16 protein-coding genes are annotated in these 17814 nt (G+C 66.9%); 10 read left to right on the top strand and 6 right to left on the bottom strand.

The features are described from left to right. Positions 1 to 12 precede the first annotated feature (12 nt). The 3 genes from K369_RS02550 to K369_RS02540 all read right to left on the bottom strand — a co-directional run bounded on the left by K369_RS02550 (position 13) and on the right by K369_RS02540 (position 4494). Complete coding sequence (locus K369_RS02550; protein ID WP_036287069.1) at positions 13 to 2346, bottom strand: TonB-dependent receptor; 2334 nt, start codon at positions 2344 to 2346, stop codon at positions 13 to 15. Between the two features lie 228 nt (positions 2347 to 2574). After that, positions 2575 to 3879, bottom strand: a complete 1305-nt coding sequence (locus K369_RS02545) for a dihydroorotase (RefSeq protein ID WP_036287066.1) — start codon at positions 3877 to 3879, stop codon at positions 2575 to 2577. A 45-nt stretch (positions 3880 to 3924) separates the two neighbouring features. Beyond that, positions 3925 to 4494 (bottom strand): hypothetical protein, encoded by a 570-nt coding sequence (locus K369_RS02540; RefSeq protein ID WP_036287063.1) that lies wholly within the window; start codon positions 4492 to 4494, stop codon positions 3925 to 3927. A gap of 139 nt (positions 4495 to 4633) precedes the next feature. Here K369_RS02540 and ftsE point away from each other — a divergent pair, with 139 nt between their 5' ends. The 4 genes from ftsE (at position 4634) to K369_RS02520 (ending at position 7991) form a co-directional block, all read left to right on the top strand. Further along, positions 4634 to 5296, top strand: a complete 663-nt coding sequence (ftsE, locus tag K369_RS02535) for a cell division ATP-binding protein FtsE (RefSeq protein ID WP_024880027.1) — start codon at positions 4634 to 4636, stop codon at positions 5294 to 5296. Further along, the gene (locus K369_RS02530) at positions 5283 to 6272 is read left to right on the top strand and encodes an ABC transporter permease (protein ID WP_245278060.1); all 990 of its coding nucleotides are present in this window, start codon (positions 5283 to 5285) and stop codon (positions 6270 to 6272) included. The genes ftsE and K369_RS02530 overlap by 14 nt, the downstream gene beginning before the upstream one ends. Before the next feature lie 118 nt (positions 6273 to 6390). Beyond that, the gene (locus K369_RS02525; protein WP_036287057.1) at positions 6391 to 7089 is read left to right on the top strand and encodes a YdcF family protein; all 699 of its coding nucleotides are present in this window, start codon (positions 6391 to 6393) and stop codon (positions 7087 to 7089) included. 125 nt (positions 7090 to 7214) lie between these two features. Further along, entirely contained in the window at positions 7215 to 7991 is a 777-nt protein-coding gene (locus tag K369_RS02520) for a 1-acyl-sn-glycerol-3-phosphate acyltransferase (RefSeq protein ID WP_036287054.1), read from the top strand. A 3-nt stretch (positions 7992 to 7994) separates the two neighbouring features. Here the strand turns inward: K369_RS02520 and thpR are convergent, their stop codons facing one another. After that, positions 7995 to 8579 (bottom strand): RNA 2',3'-cyclic phosphodiesterase, encoded by a 585-nt coding sequence (gene thpR / locus K369_RS02515; RefSeq protein WP_036287052.1) that lies wholly within the window; start codon positions 8577 to 8579, stop codon positions 7995 to 7997. Positions 8580 to 8833: 254 nt separating this feature from the next. Next, the gene (locus K369_RS02510) at positions 8834 to 9601 is read right to left on the bottom strand and encodes an arylesterase (RefSeq protein WP_084570394.1); all 768 of its coding nucleotides are present in this window, start codon (positions 9599 to 9601) and stop codon (positions 8834 to 8836) included. A gap of 13 nt (positions 9602 to 9614) precedes the next feature. On the opposite strand from K369_RS02510, the gene K369_RS02505 reads away from it, so the two are divergent. The 5 genes from K369_RS02505 to K369_RS02485 all read left to right on the top strand — a co-directional run bounded on the left by K369_RS02505 (position 9615) and on the right by K369_RS02485 (position 16454). Next, entirely contained in the window at positions 9615 to 10301 is a 687-nt protein-coding gene (locus tag K369_RS02505) for an ABC transporter ATP-binding protein (protein WP_036287050.1), read from the top strand. Then, a complete protein-coding gene (locus K369_RS02500) occupies positions 10298 to 12856 on the top strand; it encodes an ABC transporter permease (RefSeq protein ID WP_036287048.1) in 2559 nt (852 codons plus the stop codon). The genes K369_RS02505 and K369_RS02500 overlap by 4 nt, the downstream gene beginning before the upstream one ends. A 165-nt stretch (positions 12857 to 13021) precedes the next feature. Beyond that, positions 13022 to 14032, top strand: coding sequence for a DUF2232 domain-containing protein (locus K369_RS02495; RefSeq protein WP_036287046.1), 1011 nt, complete (start codon positions 13022 to 13024; stop codon positions 14030 to 14032). Positions 14033 to 14077: 45 nt separating this feature from the next. Further along, positions 14078 to 14644 (top strand): 50S ribosomal protein L9, encoded by a 567-nt coding sequence (rplI, locus tag K369_RS02490; RefSeq protein WP_024880036.1) that lies wholly within the window; start codon positions 14078 to 14080, stop codon positions 14642 to 14644. A 304-nt stretch (positions 14645 to 14948) separates the two neighbouring features. After that, positions 14949 to 16454, top strand: a complete 1506-nt coding sequence (locus K369_RS02485) for a replicative DNA helicase (RefSeq protein ID WP_036287044.1) — start codon at positions 14949 to 14951, stop codon at positions 16452 to 16454. A 12-nt stretch (positions 16455 to 16466) separates the two neighbouring features. On the opposite strand, the gene K369_RS02480 is transcribed toward K369_RS02485, so the two are convergent. Further along, positions 16467 to 17066, bottom strand: coding sequence for a glutathione S-transferase (locus K369_RS02480; protein ID WP_036287041.1), 600 nt, complete (start codon positions 17064 to 17066; stop codon positions 16467 to 16469). A 50-nt stretch (positions 17067 to 17116) separates the two neighbouring features. On the opposite strand from K369_RS02480, the gene K369_RS02475 reads away from it, so the two are divergent. Beyond that, a complete protein-coding gene (locus tag K369_RS02475) occupies positions 17117 to 17776 on the top strand; it encodes a class I SAM-dependent methyltransferase (RefSeq protein ID WP_036287037.1) in 660 nt (219 codons plus the stop codon). The last annotated feature ends 38 nt before the right edge of the window (positions 17777 to 17814 follow it).

The raw sequence follows: 17814 nt of genomic DNA, 5'->3' as shown, positions 1-17814 counted from the left end.
CATAGCTTTAGGTCAGAACTTGACCTTGACGCCGCCATAGGCCGCAATCGGCGCGCCCGGCCCCACCGTACGCGGGTTGGAAAAGCCCGACAGCGCGCCGCTTTCGAAATAAGTGCCGAAAGTATAGTAGCGCCGATCGAACAGATTCTGCACGAGGGCATAGACCTCGACATTATCCATGACCTTATAGGAGGTCTTCAGATTGACGATGCCCCAGGACGGCAAAGTCTTGTCGAGATTGGCCTCGTCGCCGGCCAGATGCACGCCGCTCGTCAGAACATAGTCCAGGCCGAACTTCCATTCCGACGTTATATTGTAATCGAAGCCGAGCTTGACGCGATGGCGCGGAATTCCTGGCAGCACATTGCCCGGACGCACATGAATCTGGCCATTTTCGTCGGCGTAGGGATTGTCGCCGGAGTTCAGCGTCATCGAGCTGCGGAAGGTGGCGTCGATGAGCGCGTAATCGGCATAGAGCGCCAGGAAATCATTGCGCCATGTGACGCCGGCTTCCACGCCCTGCCGGCGCGTCTGGCCGACATTGGCGTAATAGCCGCGGCCCTGGATCACGTCGGATGGCAGCGCGAGAATGTCGTCCGAGCTCTCGGTTCGGAACAGGCCGGCGTGATAGTCGAGACGGCCATTGTCGGGGCCGATCGGGTGATAGCCGCGGAAGCCCACTTCCCAGGTCCGCGCCACCACCTGCTTCAGCGGCGGATCGGAGACGAGAAAACCATCGATCATGCAGGGATGCAGGCGGTCCGAGCAGCCGTTCTCCAACGCCGTCGGCGCGCGATTGGCTTCCGAATAATTGCCATAGACGGTGAATTCGGGAAGGAAATTATAGGTGAGACCCGCGACCGGATTGACCCGCTGATAGACGGCGTTGCTGTTGAGCGAGACGCCGCGGTGGTCGAAAAGCGCGATGTCGGCGCTGTTGAAGCGCAGGCCCGCGGTGACGGTGAGCTTGTCGGTTACGTCCAGCGTGTCGAGCGCATAGACGCCCCAATAGAAATTACGGCCGCCGACGCTCACCTGCTGGAAGCCGCCCTCGGGAACGGCGTTCTGATAGATGAGCCCGGTCGAGGCGACGGAAAGATCGGGCTGCAGCACGCCGAGCTCGGAATAGCCGCGGAAGTCGACATGCTGGCGATCGTGCGAGCCGCCGACGACGAGCTTGTTCTTGAAGCCGAAAATCGCCTCGTCATAGGTCCCCTGCAGCGCGAAGCCGAAGGAGCGCGAGTCTGTTTTCGTCTTGTCGACGCTCGCCGGCACGCCGCCGGCGAGGACCGAGGCGGGAATGAGATTACCGGAGACATCGCGCAGGCGGCGCTGGGCGTTGGTCGGCACATTGACCAGGAACGGATCATTGTCCTGACAGATGAAGGCCTGCGCACTGCAGCGCTCGACATCGGCCAGATTGCCGTCGACATGCTCCTGCTGGAACTGGCGGAAATAGGCGTTGCCGTTGAACTTCAGATGATTCGTCGCCTCATAGGCGCCCTTGAAATTCACAAAGGCGAGATCGTTGTTGGTCGTCTGCGGCGTTGTGAAGATGGAGCCGTAGCCGCCCCGCTGCAGCAGATCGACCGGCGTCGCCGCCGCCGCGCCGAGCCGCGTGCCCGCGCCGGTGAAATTCAAATGGAATTCAGTCTTGTCGCCCTTATAGCCGAGATCGGCGAAGCCGCGCAGCACGGAGGAGCCCGAGCGCTGGCGCCAGCCGCCGTCGCCAATGCCCTCGAAGGCGAAATAGGCGGCCCAATTGTCGATCTGCTTCCCATATTGCAGCGTGCCGACGCGGCGCCCATAAGAGCCGCCCCGGCCGTCAGCCTCGAAGCCCTGCCAGGTGAAGCCGTTCTTCATCTCGAGCGTCAGCGCGCCGCCGAGCGCGTTGAGGCCGAACAGCGGATTGCCGCTGACGATGTCGCCATTGGCGATGGCGACGGTCGGGATCAGATCCCAATTGACCGCATCGCCGAAGGCCTCGTTGATGCGCACGCCGTCCTGATAAATGGCGAGGCCCTGCGGCGTCCCGGCCACCGGCGAGGCCGAGAAGCCGCGATAGGTCACATCCGGCTGGAAGGGATTGCCGGCGACCTCGTTGATGTTGATCGAGGCGTTGCGCCGCGCCAAGGTCTCGGTGAGGGTGAGCGCGTGATCGCGGTCGAGGTCCTTGCGCGAGATGGTGATCGGATTGGTGGAAATCTTCGACTTTTCGATCCCCGCGCCCGCCTCCGGCGACGTCGCGATAATGTCGATGTCGGGCAGCGCCTCCTGGGCGCGCGCCTGCAGCGCAGGCGCCGCGGCGACCATCAGCGCGACGAGGGAAATTCGGGAACCAAGCATCGTTTCTCTTCCACGTGACGGCCCGGCCGCTCGGGCGATTTTCTCGTCGAAGGCGGCGCGCCGCGGGAAAACGAACGCAGAATCAGGGATAACGCCCCGCCTTCGGTTCGCGGAAGTTACGGGCAGTTAATCTACGTACCTATTTCAAAGATTCACATTCGACTTGCCAGTTTTTCCCGAAATAGGCGAAATCGAGGCGAGAAGGCGCTTTTTCGGAATGGTCCAGCTCTAGACGTCCGGCCGCTCGAAGACGGATTCTCCCGCGACGAATGTCGATTTCACCCGACCTTGCAGGCGCGCCGTGTCGAAGGGCGTGTTCTTGCAGCGGGAATGCAATTCGGACGGATCAACGACGAAGGGCTCGTCCGGGTCGAAGCGGATGAGATCGGCCGGCACGCCCTTGGCGAGACGCCCCTGCTCCAGGCGTAGAATCTCGGCCGGCCGCGTGGACATGGCCCGCAGCAGCGTCGGCAACGGCACATCGCCCGAGTGAACGAGCCGCAGCCCCGCCGCCAGCATGGTCTCGAGGCCGACGGCGCCGGCCTCGGCCTCGGCGAAAGGCAGGCGCTTCATCTCGACGTCCTGCGGATCGTGATCGGAGAGAATGACGTCGATGAGGCCGCTCGCCACCGCCTCCACCAGCTGACGACGCTCGTCCTCATGGCGCAGCGGGGGACGCAGCTTCAGGAAGGTGCGGTAGTCGCCGATGTCGTTCTCATTGAGCGTCAGATGATTGATCGTGGTCCCGCACGTCACCGGCAGGCCGCGCGCCTTCGCCTCCTGAAGCGCCGCCAGCGACAGGCCATTGGCCACGATGGAGGCGTGGTAGCGCGCGCCGGTCAGCTCGACGAGGCGCAGATCGCGATCGACGATAATGGCCTCCGCCTCCTTGGGCACGCCGGCGAGGCCGAGCCGCGTCGCCAATTCGCCGTCATTCATGACGCCCTCGCCGACGAGATCGCGATCCTCCGGGAAATGGATGATGAGCGCGTCGAAATCGCGGGCGTAGGTCAGAGCCCGGCGCATGGTCTGGGCGTTGCGCAGCGAGCGCTTGCCGTCGCAGAAGGCGATGGCGCCGGCCTCGCGCAGCAGGCCGAATTCGGAGATTTCCTTGCCCTCGCGCCCTTTGGTGAGCGCCGCCATGGGCAGCACGCGGACGCGGCCGGTGTCGCGGGCGCGGCGCAGCACAAAGTCCACGACGGCCGGATCGTCGATCGGCGGCGAGGTGCCGGGGGCGGCGACAATGGTGGTGACGCCGCCGGCCGCCGCCGCCGCTGTCGCGGTGGCTATGGTCTCGCGATGCTCGGCTCCCGGCTCGCCGAGAAAGGCCTGCATGTCGATGAGGCCGGGCGCGAGCACATCGCCCGCGCAATCGACGATTTGCGCGCCTTGCGGGGCGGATTCGGCCGTCAGAGCCGGGCCGAGATCGGCGATTTTTCCGTCGAGGACGAGGAGCCCACCGCGCGTCTCCACGCCGGAGGCGGGATCGACGAGGCGGGCGTTCACGAAAAGGAGAGGCGCATGCGTCGGCATGAGGCCTGCTTAGGCCATTTCGCGCGCCAAGGGAACGCGGCGCGCCTATCGCGCCGCTTTCTCCGCATCCTCGAGCGCGGCGAAGCGCACCTGCACATCGGCGCCATCGGCGGGCGGCGAGGCGAGGCGCGCGCGGAACTGCACGCTCTCCCCGGCCGCGAGCCGCATTTTCGGCGCGGCGGCGGTCCAGCTGTAGCGCTCGCGGCCGTCGGCGCCGCGGATGGCCAGCGCCATCGGCGGCACGCGATTGGCCGAGCGCCGCAGATTGACGATCTCGCCCTCGACGGTGAGCACCTTGCGCGTTCCCTCGGTGACGATCTTGGAGGTGACGCCGCGCAGATCGAGCCCGGCGGCGCTGACCTTCAGTCCCATGGCCGAATAGAGCGCGGTCGCGAAGGGCATGACCCGCACGATCTTCTCGCGCATGCCGATCAGCGCCATGGCCCCGAAGACGACGGCGATGATCGCCGCGATCAGCGGCAGCAGGCGCTGGCGCCGCTCATCGACGAGATCGCTCTCATGCGGCGGCTCCCGCCACAGCCGGCTCTCGTCCAGGTCATGGTCCTTTGAGGCCGAGCCGACCGGAGAATTGTGCGGGGCGAGGTCGTTGCGCATGGCCGGTCTCCGAACCGTGGGCCGCCGCTTCGGAATCGGCCGCCGACATGTCGTCGATTAGCCGCCGATATGGTTAATGGGCAGTGAACTGCTAATCTCCCCGCAGCGCGATTCTGAGCCCGCCAATGGATACACGCCTTTGCTGACCTTCGAGAACGTCGGCCTGCGCTATGGAAACGGCAGCGAGATATTGAGCGATCTCGCTTTTTCCATCACGCCGCGCTCGTTCCAATTCCTCACCGGACCATCCGGCGCCGGCAAGACGACGCTTTTGAAGCTCGTCTTGCTGTCGCTGAAGCCGACGCGCGGGCGAATCACCCTCTTCGGCAAGGATACGGAGACGCTGGACAAGGACTCCGTCACCGACATTCGTCGGCGCATCGGCGTCGTCTTCCAGGACTTTCGCCTGCTGGAGCATCTCAATTTATATGAGAATGTCGCTCTGCCGCTGCGGGTCATCGGCCGCGAGGAGGCGAGCTATCGCGCCGAGGTGCTGGAGCTCTTGCGCTGGGTCGGCCTCGACGAGCGCATCGCCAGCCTGCCGAGCGTGCTCTCGGGCGGCGAGAAGCAGCGCGCCGCCATCGCCCGCGCGCTGATCGTGCGGCCGGAACTGCTGCTCGCCGACGAGCCGACCGGCAATCTCGACCCCACTCTGGCGCGGCGGCTGCTGCGGCTCTTCGTGGAATTGCACAAGAGCGGAACCTCGGTGGTCATCGCCACCCATGATCTGGCGCTGATGGAGCAATATGAGAGCGCGCGCCGTCTGGTGCTCGCGGATGGGCGGCTGCATGTCTTCGAATGACGCCAAGCCCCGCCCCGGCCAGCGCCCGGCGCCCGGCGCGGCCAAGGAGGCCGTGCTCGAGGAGGTCCTCGGCCGGGAGACGCCGCTCGTCCCCACCTCCTCCATCGCCGGACGCTCGCTGGTCATCGTCATCGCCATTATGACCTTTCTGGCGGCGCTCTCGGCCGGGGCGGCGCTGATGGTCGCCGACGCCAGCGTCGATTGGCGGCGCGAGGTGGCGCGCGAGGCCAGCGTGCAGATCCGCCCCCTGCCCGGCCGCGACATAGAAGCCGATGTGAGCAAGGCCACCTCGGTCCTCGTCGCCGCCGAGGGCGTGCGCGACGTGCGCGTCTATACGAAGGCGGAGTCGGAGGCGCTGCTCGCCCCCTGGCTCGGCCAGGGCCTCGATTTCGCCGAGCTGCCGGCCCCGCGCATGATCGTCGTCAAGCTGGACGACAGCCGCCGCGCCGATCTCGACGCGTTGCGCCGCGAGCTGGCCCAGGCGCTGCCGAGCGCGGCGCTGGACGATCACCGACTGTGGGTGGAGCGGCTCGGCCAGATGGCGCGCACTGTGGTGGCGGTGGCGGCGCTGGTCTTCGTGCTGATCGTGGTCGCCATGGGCCTCGCCGTCGCCTTCGCCACGCGGGCGGCCATGGTCGGCAATCGCGAGATCATAGAGGTGCTGCATCTCGTCGGCGCGGCGGACAAATATATCGCCCAGCAGTTCCAGCGGCGCTTCCTGGTGCTGGGGCTGCGCGGCGGCTTCATCGGCGGCGCCTCGGCCATGGGCTTTTTTCTCTTCGCCGGCTATCTCGCCAATCGCTGGACCGCGACGCCGGACGGCGATCAGCTGGAGGCCATGTTCGGCAGCTTCTCGCTGGGGCCGCTCGGCTTCACCGTCGTCGGCCTCATCTCGGCCGCCGCCGGGCTGCTCACCGGCTTCATGTCTCAGGAGATCGTGTTCCGCCAATTGCGGCGTCTGGATAGGGCCGAGTAAACTCTAACGGGGCATAAATTCCGCCCGGCCCTGGACGGCCTCGAGCGCCGCTTCCATCTTGTCGAGGATTCGCGGCCGGGGACGGCGACGAGACGGGGACCGGCGACGAGGTGGACGCTTGCGAGCGCATGCGCGATACGGGAGAGCAGGAGGATGGGCCGCGCCCGGACGCTGGCGCCTCGCGGTCCTCGCCCTCTTCTGCTTTCTGGCCTCCGCCTTCGTGGCCGGCTTCATCGGCTTCGCCCTCTCGCTGGAGCGGACCGAATCGACCCTGACCGTGCAGGCCGATGGCGTCGTCGTGCTGACCGGCGGCTCCGACCGCGTCTATGAGGCGGGCGGGCTCCTGGCGCGCGGCCAGGCGCGCCGGCTGCTCATCACCGGGGTCAATCGGGCGACGCGCGGCCATGAGATCGCCAAGCTGCTGCCGGTTTCCCGGGAGCTGTTCGAATGCTGCGTCGATCTCGGCTACCGCGCCCAGGACACGATCGGCAATGCGCGGGAGACGCGCGACTGGGCGCAGGCGCATGGAATCGGCGCAGGCTCGCTCATCATCGTCACCTCCAATTACCATATGCCACGCGCTCTGGCCGAGCTGTCGGCGGCGCTGCCGGGGGCGGAACTCTATCCTTTCGCCGTGGTCAGCGACCATCTTCGCGTCGAGGACTGGCTCGACGATCTCGCCGTGACGCGGCTCATCGCGGCCGAATATGTCAAATATCTCTACGTCCTGTTGCGCACCCGGCTGCTGGAGCCGGGTCTTTCCGCAACGGCTCTCGCCCCGGCCGAGACCGCCCGCCTCACGGCGCAAGCGCGCTGAATCGGCGGGCGCAGCGCCCGAGAAAGCGCGCCGGCCCGACCGAGCGGCGGTTCCGTTCGAAAGAAAAGCGCATTAGAAGGCTTTCGCGACCCACCTTTTGGCGAAACCCGACGGGCGACCAAAGCATGCTCCTCCTGCGCTCGCTGCTGTTCCACATCGCTTTCTTCGTCAGCCTCATGGCGCTGCAGATCATCTGGCTGCCGGCGCTGCTGATGAAGCGGCACGCCTCCATGACGCTCGGCCGCGTCTGGGGGCGAACGTCGCTCTTCTGGCTCGAGAAGATCGTCGGGCTGAAATTCGAGTTTCGCGGCCTCGAGAATATTCCGAAAGGGCCGGTCATCGTCGCCTGCAAGCATCAGTCGACGTGGGAGACCTTCGTCCTCCCGCTGCATTCGCCGGATTTCTCCTATATTCTCAAGCGCGAGCTGGTGTTCATCCCCTTTTTCGGCTGGTACCTCATGGGCGCCGAGCAGATCGGCATCGATCGCGCCAAGGGCGGCAAGCTGCTGCCGCAGCTGATCGAGAAGACCAAGGCGCTGTTCGCGCAAGGCCGGCAATTGTTCATCTTTCCGGAGGGGACGCGGCGGCCGGCGGGCGCGCCGCCGCTCTATAAGTTCGGCGTCGCGATGCTCTATCGCGAGACCGGCGCGGCCTGCCTGCCGGTGGCGCTGAATTCCGGCCTGTTCTGGGCGCGTAAGGCCTTCATCGTGCGGCCGGGAACCGTGGTCATCGAATATCTGCCGATCATCCCGCCGGGCCTCGAGCCGCGGGACTTTTTCGAGCGCATGCAGAACACGATCGAAAGCGCCTCCGACCGCCTCATCGTGGAGGCGGTGGCGCAAGATCCTTCGCTCGCCGCCGTCGTCGAGCGCGGACGCAAGACTGCGCCGGCGAGCGCCTGACCGTTATCGGCTGTAGGCGGTGAGCTCGCGGGCGCCGCCGGCGAGCGCCTTGCGGTCGCGCAGCGGATAGTCGGCCTCGACGATATAAGGCCCGCCGCCGACCGAATCACGCGAGGAGAACAGCACGAAGCGCGCCGCCTCGAAGCGCATGGGCGGAAAATAGCCGCGCGTGCCGAGATAGGTCGCGACCGAGGAGCAGGACGCCCCGCGCAGGCGCGCGAGCGTCACATGCGGCACGAATTTGCGCGGCTCGGGCGGAATGCCGATGCGCCGCAGCAGGCGCTCCTGCTCCGCCTGCAGCTCGGCCAGCGCCGAATCGGCGCGCGCCTTCACCACAATGGCGCGCGGTTTGTCGCCGCCGAAGCTCGACAGCTCTTCCAGCGTGATCGAGACGGGAGGACGGCGGATGGCGGCAAGCGTCATGGCCGCGTCATGGCCGAGCGCATCGTCCACATCGCCGATGAAGCGCAGCGTGATGTGATAATTTTCCGCGTCGATCCAGCGGGCTCCCGGAACGCCTCCGCGCAGAGCGGCGAGATCGCCGGCGACGAGAGGGGGGATTTCGAGGGCGGTGAACAGTCTGGGCATCGCAGGTCCTCCATCCTGGCCTCGCAAGGCGCTCGGGGAGTGGAAAAGGCGAAGTCGCTGTCTGCTCGCTCGGTCCCTGCCCGGCCGCGGATACGGCGGAGCGACGGGGCCGTTGTCGGCGCCTCCTCGCGGATCGGCGCGCCGCAATGGCGCGCGCTAAGGATGGTGTCGGCACTATATCGAGAATGCGACGGCTGTAACGAAAATCCGGCATGTGAACGGATTTTTTCTCACGGCCTCGCTCGCGGCCTCGCTCAGCGCTGCGCGGCGCCCTGACGCGTCGATCGCAGGGAATCGAGGCGCTTCTCCGCCAAAGGCGCGACGCCGGCGACGATCCGCGCCACACCGGCCCGGCTCGGATGCAATCCGTCGACGAGGGTCATGCCCTTCTCGCCGACGACGCCCTCGAGAAAGAAGGGATAGAGCGGCAGGCCGCGCCGCGCCGAGAGATCGGGGAAAATGGCGTCGAAGGCTTTTTTCTGCTCCTCGCCGAAATTGGCGTTGGCCAGCATTCCGGCGAGCAGCACGGCGAGGCCCTTTTCCTCGGCGGCGCCGATGATTTTCTCCAGATTGCCGCGCGTCGTCGCCGGATCGAAGCCGAGCAGCATGTCATTGGCGCCGAGCTCGAGAATCATCAGATCGCCGCCGTCGCGCAGCGCATAGGAGACGCGCGCCAGCCCGCCCCTCGTGGTGTCGCCGGAGACGCTGGCGTTGACGACGCGGGCGTCATAGCCGTCATTTTTCAGCCGGGCCTCGAGCTGCGCCGGAAAGGAGGCGTCCGCCGGCAGCTGAAAGCCGGCGCTGAGACTGTCGCCGAAGGCGATGACGCGCAGCGGCTCGGCCGCGGCGGGCAGAGAGATCATGGTGAGAAGCGCCAAAATCGCGGCGGCGCAGAGCAGCGCCGCCGGGCCGAGCGGACGAAAGCGCGGCCGCGCACTGGAAACCGGCGGCGCCTTCGCATATGTCGGGGCGGGCGTCTTGGCCGGGTCGCGAGAGCGGCGGCGGGCGCAGCGGCAAACCATTAGGACCTCCAAAGTGCAGCGGCCGGTCATCGAGCTCGAGGACGTCGATCTCACCCTCGGAGCGGGCGCGGCGCGCGTCCATGTGCTCAAGAACATAAGCCTCGCCGTCGCGCGCGGCGAGGCTGTCGGCCTCGTCGGACCCTCCGGCTCGGGGAAATCCACATTGCTGATGATGCTCGCCGGCCTCGAGCGGCCCGATTCCGGCAAGGTGCTCGTCGACGGCAGCGACCTCGCCCGGCTCGATGAAAATGCGCTGGCGCGGTTCCGTGGAGGGAAGATAGGGGTCGTCTTCCAGTCTTTCCAGCTCATCGCGACGATGACGGCGCTGGAGAATGTCGCCATCCCGCTGGAGCTCGCCGGCCGCGCCGACGCTTTCGAGCGCGCCGCGCAGGAGCTGGAGGCCGTGGGCCTTCGCCACCGCCTCTCCCATTATCCCGCGCAAATGTCCGGCGGCGAGCAGCAGCGCGTCGCCATCGCCAGGGCGCTCGCGCCCGACCCTGTGATTCTCGTCGCCGACGAGCCGACCGGCAATCTCGATTCGGAGACCGGCGCGGCCATCGTCGATCTCATCTTCGCGCAAAAGGCGCGACGCTCGGCGACGCTGGTGCTGGTGACGCACGACCCCTCCCTCGCCGCCCGCTGCGACCGCGCCGTGCGATTGCGCTCCGGCCGCATAGAGGACGAGGCGCCGGCGTCATGAAAGCGAGATTCATCTCGCGCCTGCCGCTGGCGCTGCGTTTCGCCCTGCGCGACCTTTCCGGCGATCTGCGCGGCTTTTCCGTCTTCATCGCCTGCATCGTCATCGGCGTCGCCGCCATTTCCGGCGTCGGCGCCGTGTCGCGCTCGCTCGCCGACGGCCTCGCCCGCGAGGGGCGCACGATTCTGGGCGGCGACGTCTCCGTCGCCACCACAATGCGGCGGCTCTCGCCGCAGGAGCGCGAGTTCTTGGAGCGCGACGGCCGCGTCTGCGAGATCGGCCTGATGCGCGCCATGGCCCGCTCGGCGAGCGGCGAGGCCGCGCTGATCGAAATAAAGGCCGTCGATTCGGCCTATCCCGGCGCCGGCGCAGTCGAGCTGACGCCGGCGCTGCCGCTCGCCGAGGCTCTGGCGCAGCGCGACGGCGGCTTCGGCCTCGTCGCCGATGCGAGCCTCATCGCGCGGCTCGGGCTCGAGATCGGCGACCCGGTGAAGATCGGCGCCGGCTCCTTCACCCTGACAGCCGAGCTCTCGAGCGAGCCCGATAAGCTCGCCGGCGCCTTCGGCTTCGGCGCGCGCGTGCTGATGAGCCAGGAGGCGCTGAAGGCGACCGGGCTGCTGCAGCCGGGCGCCGTGGCGCGCTGGCTGACGCGCGTCTCGCTCGGCAAGACCGAAGCCGTCGCCAGCGACGCGGAGGTCGAGCGTTTCGTCACGGCGCTGACCGCGGCTTTTCCGGACGCCGGCTGGGATTTGCGCAAGCGAGACGCGGTCTCCCCGCAATTCTCGCGCAATCAGGAGCGCTTCACCCAGCTGCTGACGCTCGTGGCGCTGACCGCGCTGGTCGCGGGCGGCGCCGGCGTCGCCAACGCCGTTTCTGGCTTCGTCGCCAGAAAGCGCGACGCTTTCGCAATATTGAAGGCGCTGGGCGCGCCGGCCTCGCGCGTCTTCGCCATGGCCCTCGTCGAGGTGCTGCTCGTCGCCGGCCTCGCCGTCATCGGAGGTCTCGCGATCGGCGCGACCTTTCCTTATCTCGCCGACCTCGCCCTTTCGGCTTCCATTCCCCTGCCCTTCTCGCCGACGCTCGACGCGCGCTCGCTCGCCGTCGGCGCGGCCTATGGGCTTCTGGTGACGCTGATCTTCGCGCTGCCGCCGCTCGGCCGCGCCTATGGAACGCCGGTCGCGCGGCTCTTGCGCGACGAGGCCGAGGAAAAATCCCCTCCCCGCGTCTTTCTTCTCGCAGCGCTGCTCGCGGCGGCGGCGCTCGTGGCACTGGTCATGCTCTCGGCCGCCGACAAGAAGCTCGCGGCGACCTATATCGCCGCCACCGCCATGGCCTTCGTCCTGCTGCGCGGCGTCGCGGCTCTCGTCGTCCGTGCGGCGCGGCGCTTCGCCCATGCGCCCGGCGCGCGGCTACGCCATGCGATCGGCAATATTCGCCGCCCCAAGAGCCTCGCCGCGACATTGATCGTCTCGCTCGGCGTGACGCAGACGCTTCTCGTCGCGCTGGCGCTGATCGAGGGCTCCATTCACGCGGAATTGTTCCAGGCGCAGAAGAGCCGCACGCCGAGCTTCTATTTCGTCGACGTCGCCAAGGAGCAGGCGGACGAATTCGCCGCCTTCCTCTCCTCCTTCTCCCCCGACGCCCGCATCGAGCATGTGCCGATGATGCGCGGCCGCATCGTCGCCGTGAAGGGCGTCCGCTCCGAGAATCTGAAGCCCCCGGACGATATCGCCTGGGCGCTGGAGGGCGACCGCGGCGTCACCTTCGCCGCGACGCCGCCCAAGGGCTCGGAGATCGTCGCCGGACAATGGTGGGAAGAGGGACGCAGCGGCCCGCCCCTCGTCTCGCTGGAGGCGCGCGTCGCCGAAGGGCTCGGCCTCACGGTCGGCGACGAGATCGTCGTCAATGTGCTCGGCCGCGATCTCACCGTCCGCATCGCCAATCTGCGCCGCGTCGACTGGCGCAGCTATGGCATTAATTTCATGATGGTGTTCTCGCCCGACGCCTTCGCCGACGCGCCCTTTTCGGAGATTTTCACCGTCGCCTTCGCCGATCGCGACGATCCGCAGCGCGACAAAAGGCTGACGCGCGAGGCGGCCACGCGCTTTCCGCAAGTCGCGGCGCTGCGCGTGAAGGACGCGCTGGAGGCGGCGGAGAAGATCGCCGATCAACTGACCTTCGCGGCGCGGGCGGCCGCCGGCCTCGCCATCGTCACGGCGGCGCTGGCGCTCGGGAGCGCCGTGGCGGCGAGCCAGCGCGGACGCCAGCGCGACGCCATAATATTGACGACGCTGGGCGCGACGCGCGCTTGGCTGACCGGCGCCTTCGCGCTCGAATTCGCTCTGCTCGGCCTCGTGGCCGGCCTCTTCTCGGTCATCGCGGGCGCCGGCGCTGCGGCCTTCATATTGGAGGCGCTGATGCGGATGGATTTCGTCTTCCGCCCTTGGCCGGTCGCGCTGACGACACTCGGCGCGCTGATTTTCGCGGTCGGCCTCGGCCTCGCGGGCAGCTGGCGCGTGCTCGGCGAGAAGCCCGGCCCGGCTCTACGCCGCCAATAAAGGCGAAAAACGCCGCTCCGGCGACGTTTTCGGCTATACGAAGCGGGTTTTTCGCGCTTCCACCCTTGCCGGGAGAGATCGCTCGCCTTAAAAGGCGGGCTTCGCCGGCGTTCAGGGGGCTGGACGCGAGATGATCGCGCTCGCCCTCGAACAAGCGTTGAGCCCATGCCCCAGCTTCTACCCGAACGCAAGAAACTGCCCGTTCCCGACAACGGCGACTTTTCGTTCTCGCAGATCTTCGCCTCCATCGGCGGCGGTCTCGCGGGCGCGGCCGTGTTCGCCGTCCTCACCAAGGGCACTTCGGCGTCGGTTCTGTTCGCCTTTCTCGCGCCGCTGCCGATCTCCATCGTCGCGCTCGGCTTCGGCCTGCGCCATGGCGCGACCGCGGGCCTCATCGCGACCGGCCTGCTGTCGATCTGGCCCAATCCGATCTTCGGCCTCGTCTACGCTTTTCTGGTCGCGGTGCCGGCGCTCGCCGCCGCCTATGTCGTCTCTGGAGCCAATTGGCGCGGCCGCGAGCTGGTGACGTCCCATGCGCCGGCCTGGGCTGTGCTCGCCGCCGGCGGCGTGGTCGCGGCCGCCGTCTCGGCGGCGGTCGCCATAGCGGCGATTCGCTTCGGCAGCCTCGACGAGGCACTGAACCCGCTGCGGGCTCGCGCCTTCATGGCGATCGAGGATCTCATCCGCACGCAGGAGCTCGGCGACAAGCTCGACGCCAGCCAGCTTTCAGCGCTCGTCGTCTTCGCCTTTCCGGCGACGCTCGCGGCGCTCGCTTTGTTCAGCCATGCGCTCAATCTGTGGGGCGCTGGCCTGCTCGCCCGCGCCTCCGAGGCGCTGCCGCGGCCCTGGCCCGACATTGCGCAGGAATTCGTGCTGCCGCGCGCGGCGGCCGGAGCCTTTCTCGCCGCCTGCGCCCTCGCCTATCTCGGCGACCTCGCCGGCGAGATCGGGCTGGTGATCGCCGAGACGCTCGGCCTCGCTCTGGCGATGCAGGGCCTCGCCGTCGTTCACTTTCTGCTGCGCGGGACGCGCATCGGCGGCGTGACGCTCACCGTCATCTATATCGTCATCGGCCTGTTCGCCTGGCCGATCGTCCTATTCACCGTCATCGGCGTCGCCGATGCGGCGTTTTCGTTCCGAAGCCGCAAGCAGGCGGCGCAGGCGCGGCGCGGCTGAGAGTCGCCGCGGCGCAATTCGAGAGACACTGAGGAGAGAGAACCCATGGTCGATGTCATTCTGCTGGAGCGCGTGGCCAAGCTCGGCCAGATGGGCGACACCGTTCGCGTGCGCGACGGCTATGCGCGCAACTTCCTGCTCGCGCGCGGCAAGGCGCTGCGCGCCACGGAAAACAACAAGAAGCATTTCGAGACGCAGCGCGCTCAGATCGAGGCGCGCAACCTCACCGCCCGCAAGGAGGCCGAGGCCGTCGCCGAGAAGCTCGAGGGTCAGACCTTCGTCATCATTCGCCAGGCCGGCGAGAGCGGCCATCTCTATGGCTCTGTGGCCCCACGCGACATTTCCGACGCGGCGACCGCGGGCGGCTTCTCGCTCAACCGCAATCAGATCGACCTCCAGCATCCGATCAAGGCGCTCGGCCTGCATAATGTGCCGGTGAATCTGCATCCCGAGATCGAGGTGAAGATCATCGTCAACGTCGCTCGCTCCGCCGAAGAGGCCGAACGTCAGGCGCGCGGCGAGGCCGCCGCCACGCGCGAGGAGACGACGCTCGATGATCTCGGCCTCGAGGTCGGCGCCGCTCTGGCCGAGGCCGGCGACGTCGAGCTCTGATCGCTCGCAACCGATTCGCTCTATCGAAAAAGGCCGGAGACGCCAGCGTCTCCGGCCTTTTTTACCTTTGGAGCGATTCGCCGTGGCAAAATTGTCACAATCAAAGGAATTCACGCAGATAGACCGAAAGCTTCACTGTGGCATGTGGAAATGACTCACAAGATGGCCGCGCTCGCATTCGCCGAGGTTTGCGGCCATCTTTGTCATTGGCGCCGCTCTCTCCTTCGGGCAAATTCGCCGCCGTTCTCGAGTGCCTGTCGCTATGCGTTCACGAGCATCGAAGACATCCCGCCATGAGAGAGAAATGCCAGCAATCGAACCGTTGCCGGGTCCGCGGCCTTTTTCGGTCGCGCCACTCGACGCGCCCGCCTATCGCACGCCGCCGCACAATATCGAGGCCGAGCAGGCGCTGCTCGGAGCCATACTCATCAACAATGACGCCTTCGATCGCGTCTCCGATTTTCTACGCTCCGAACATTTCTCCGAGGATTTGCACCGACGCATCTTCGAGGTTTTGTCGCAGATCATTCGCGCCGGACGCATCGCCACGGTCGTGACTCTGAAGACGCATTTGGGCGACATAGAGCTTCCCGGCGGCGTGCCGATGCAGACCTATCTCGCGGGCCTCGCGCGCGAGGCGACGACGATCATCAACGCCGAGGACTATGGCCGCACGATCCATGATCTCGCCGTACGGCGCGAGCTGATCGTCATCGGCGAGGATATCGTCAATTCCGCCTACGACGCGGCCGTCGATCAAGCCCCACGCCAGCAGATAGAGGAAGCCGAACGCAAGCTCTATGCGGTGGCCGAAACCGGTCGCTATGACGGCGGCTTTCAGCGCTTCGCCGACGCGCTCTCCACCGCCATGGATATGGCGAGCAGCGCCTATCAGCGCGACGGGCATCTCTCCGGCGTCGCCACTGGCCTCGTCGATCTCGACGAGAAAATGGGCGGGCTGCAGAAGTCCGATCTCATCATCGTCGCCGGACGTCCTGGCATGGGCAAGACGGCGCTGGCCACCAATATCGCCTTCAATATCGCCAAATCCTATGTGCCGGAGCAGCAGCCGGACGGCTCGATCAAGGCTGCGAATGGCGGCATCGTCGGCTTCTTCTCGCTGGAAATGTCGGCCGAGCAATTGGCGACGCGCGTCATCGCCGAGCAATCCGGCGTGCCCTCCTACAAGATCCGCCGCGGCGACATCAACGAAGACGACTTCCGCCGCATCGCCGAGGCGGCGCGCGAGATGCAGAGCGTGCCCTTCTTCATCGATCAGAGCGGCGGCATTTCCATCGCCCAGCTCACCGCGCGGGCGCGACGCCTGAAGCGCCAGCGCGGGCTCGATCTGCTCGTCGTGGACTATCTTCAGCTGCTCTCCGGCTCCAAATCGCGCGGCGACAATCGCGTGCAGGAGCTGACCGAGATCACCACGGGCCTGAAGGCGCTGGCCAAGGAGCTGGCGGTGCCGATCATCGCGCTCTCGCAGCTGTCGCGTCAGGTCGAGAGCCGCGACGACAAGCGTCCGCAGCTCTCCGACCTTCGCGAATCGGGCTCGATCGAGCAGGACGCCGACGTGGTGATGTTCGTCTATCGTGAGGAATATTATCTGCGCAATCGCGAGCCGCGCGAAGGCACGGAGGAGCATATCGCCTGGCAGAACGAGATGGAGCGCGTGCATGGGCGCGCCGAGGCGATTCTCGGCAAGCAGCGTCACGGCCCCACGGGAACGGTGACGCTCTCCTTCGAGGCGGAGGTGACGCGCTTCTCCAATCTCGCCGAGGAGGACAAGCTGCCGGCGCGCATGTGAGGCGGAATCACGCTAGGCGACGCGCGTCGCCTCGAAGGCCGGAACCTCGCGCGAAAATGCGTCGAGCCAGGCGAGGAGCGCGGGATATTTCGCGCGCCAGGCGCCTTCGAAACGCAGATCGAGATAGCCGAGCGCGGCGGCGACGGCCACATGGCCGATCGTCGCCGGGCCGGCCGGCGGCGCGGCGTCGAGCGCCGACAAAGCGCGGTCGAGCTTGCCGCTCTGCAGCGCGATCCAATCGGCGGAGCGCAGAGCCTCCGGCCGGGTCCCCTCGTAACGAATGAGCAGCGCGGCGTCGTTCATGCCGTCGCCGAGCGCCTGCAGCGTCAGCGCCGCGATTCGCGCGGCGGGATCGTGCGGAATGAGCTTGCCGCCGGCGAGAAGATCGAAATATTCGCAGATCACACGGCTGTCATAGATGGTCTCGCCGCTGTCGAGGATGAGCACGGGCACCTTGCCGAGCGGGTTTTGCGCGCGCAGCGAATCGGCAGGATTTGTCGTGTCGGCGCCGACGAGCTCGACGCTCGCGCCGAGGCCGAGGCCGAGCATCTCGGCGACGATGCGGCACTTGCGGGCGTAGGGCGAAGCCGCGGAATAGCGTAGAATGGGCATTGGCTCCCTCACGTCGAAAAAACGTCGCCGAGCAATAGGACGTAACGAAGATGACCGCCAGTCCCGAAGAGATCGCCGCCGGCCAAGCCGTCTACACGCCCGCGGTTCTGCGGCTCTACGATCTGCTGGTGCTCGGCCTCTCCAACCGCTTCGTCTGGAAATGTCCGACGCCGCGCCTACGCGCGCTCTATGACGCGCATGTGTCGGGCAATCATCTCGATGTCGGCGTCGGCACGGGCTATTACCTCGACCATTGCCGCTTTCCCGCCGCCGCGCCGCGCGTCGCGCTGATGGATTTGAACGCAGATGCGCTGCGCTTCGCGGCGGCGCGCATCGCGCGCTATTCGCCGGAGAGCTATCGCCGCAATGTGCTGGAGCCGATCGCTTTCGACGCGCCGAAATTCGACTCCGTGGGCGTCAATTATCTGCTGCATTGCCTGCCGGGCGCGATAGCGGAAAAGGCCGTCGTCTTCGACCATCTGAAGGCGCTGACGAATGAGGGCGCCGTCTTTTTCGGCTCGACCTTGCTGCAAGGCGGCGTCGAGCGTTCCTGCGTGGCGCGGCGGCTGATGGAATTTTACAATCGTAAAGGCGTGTTCTCGAACAGAGACGACGATCTCGATGGGTTGCGCGATGCGCTCGAGCGACGCTTCCGCAATGTCCAGATCGACATTGTCGGCTGCGCCGCCGTGTTCGTCGCGCATGATTGACGGATCGCGCGAGCCTTTCGGCCCGCGCCTCCGACGCC

The organism is Methylosinus sp. PW1 (assembly GCF_000745215.1).
Taxonomy (GTDB): domain Bacteria; phylum Pseudomonadota; class Alphaproteobacteria; order Rhizobiales; family Beijerinckiaceae; genus Methylosinus.
This window is presented reverse-complemented; position numbering and strand designations above follow the sequence as displayed.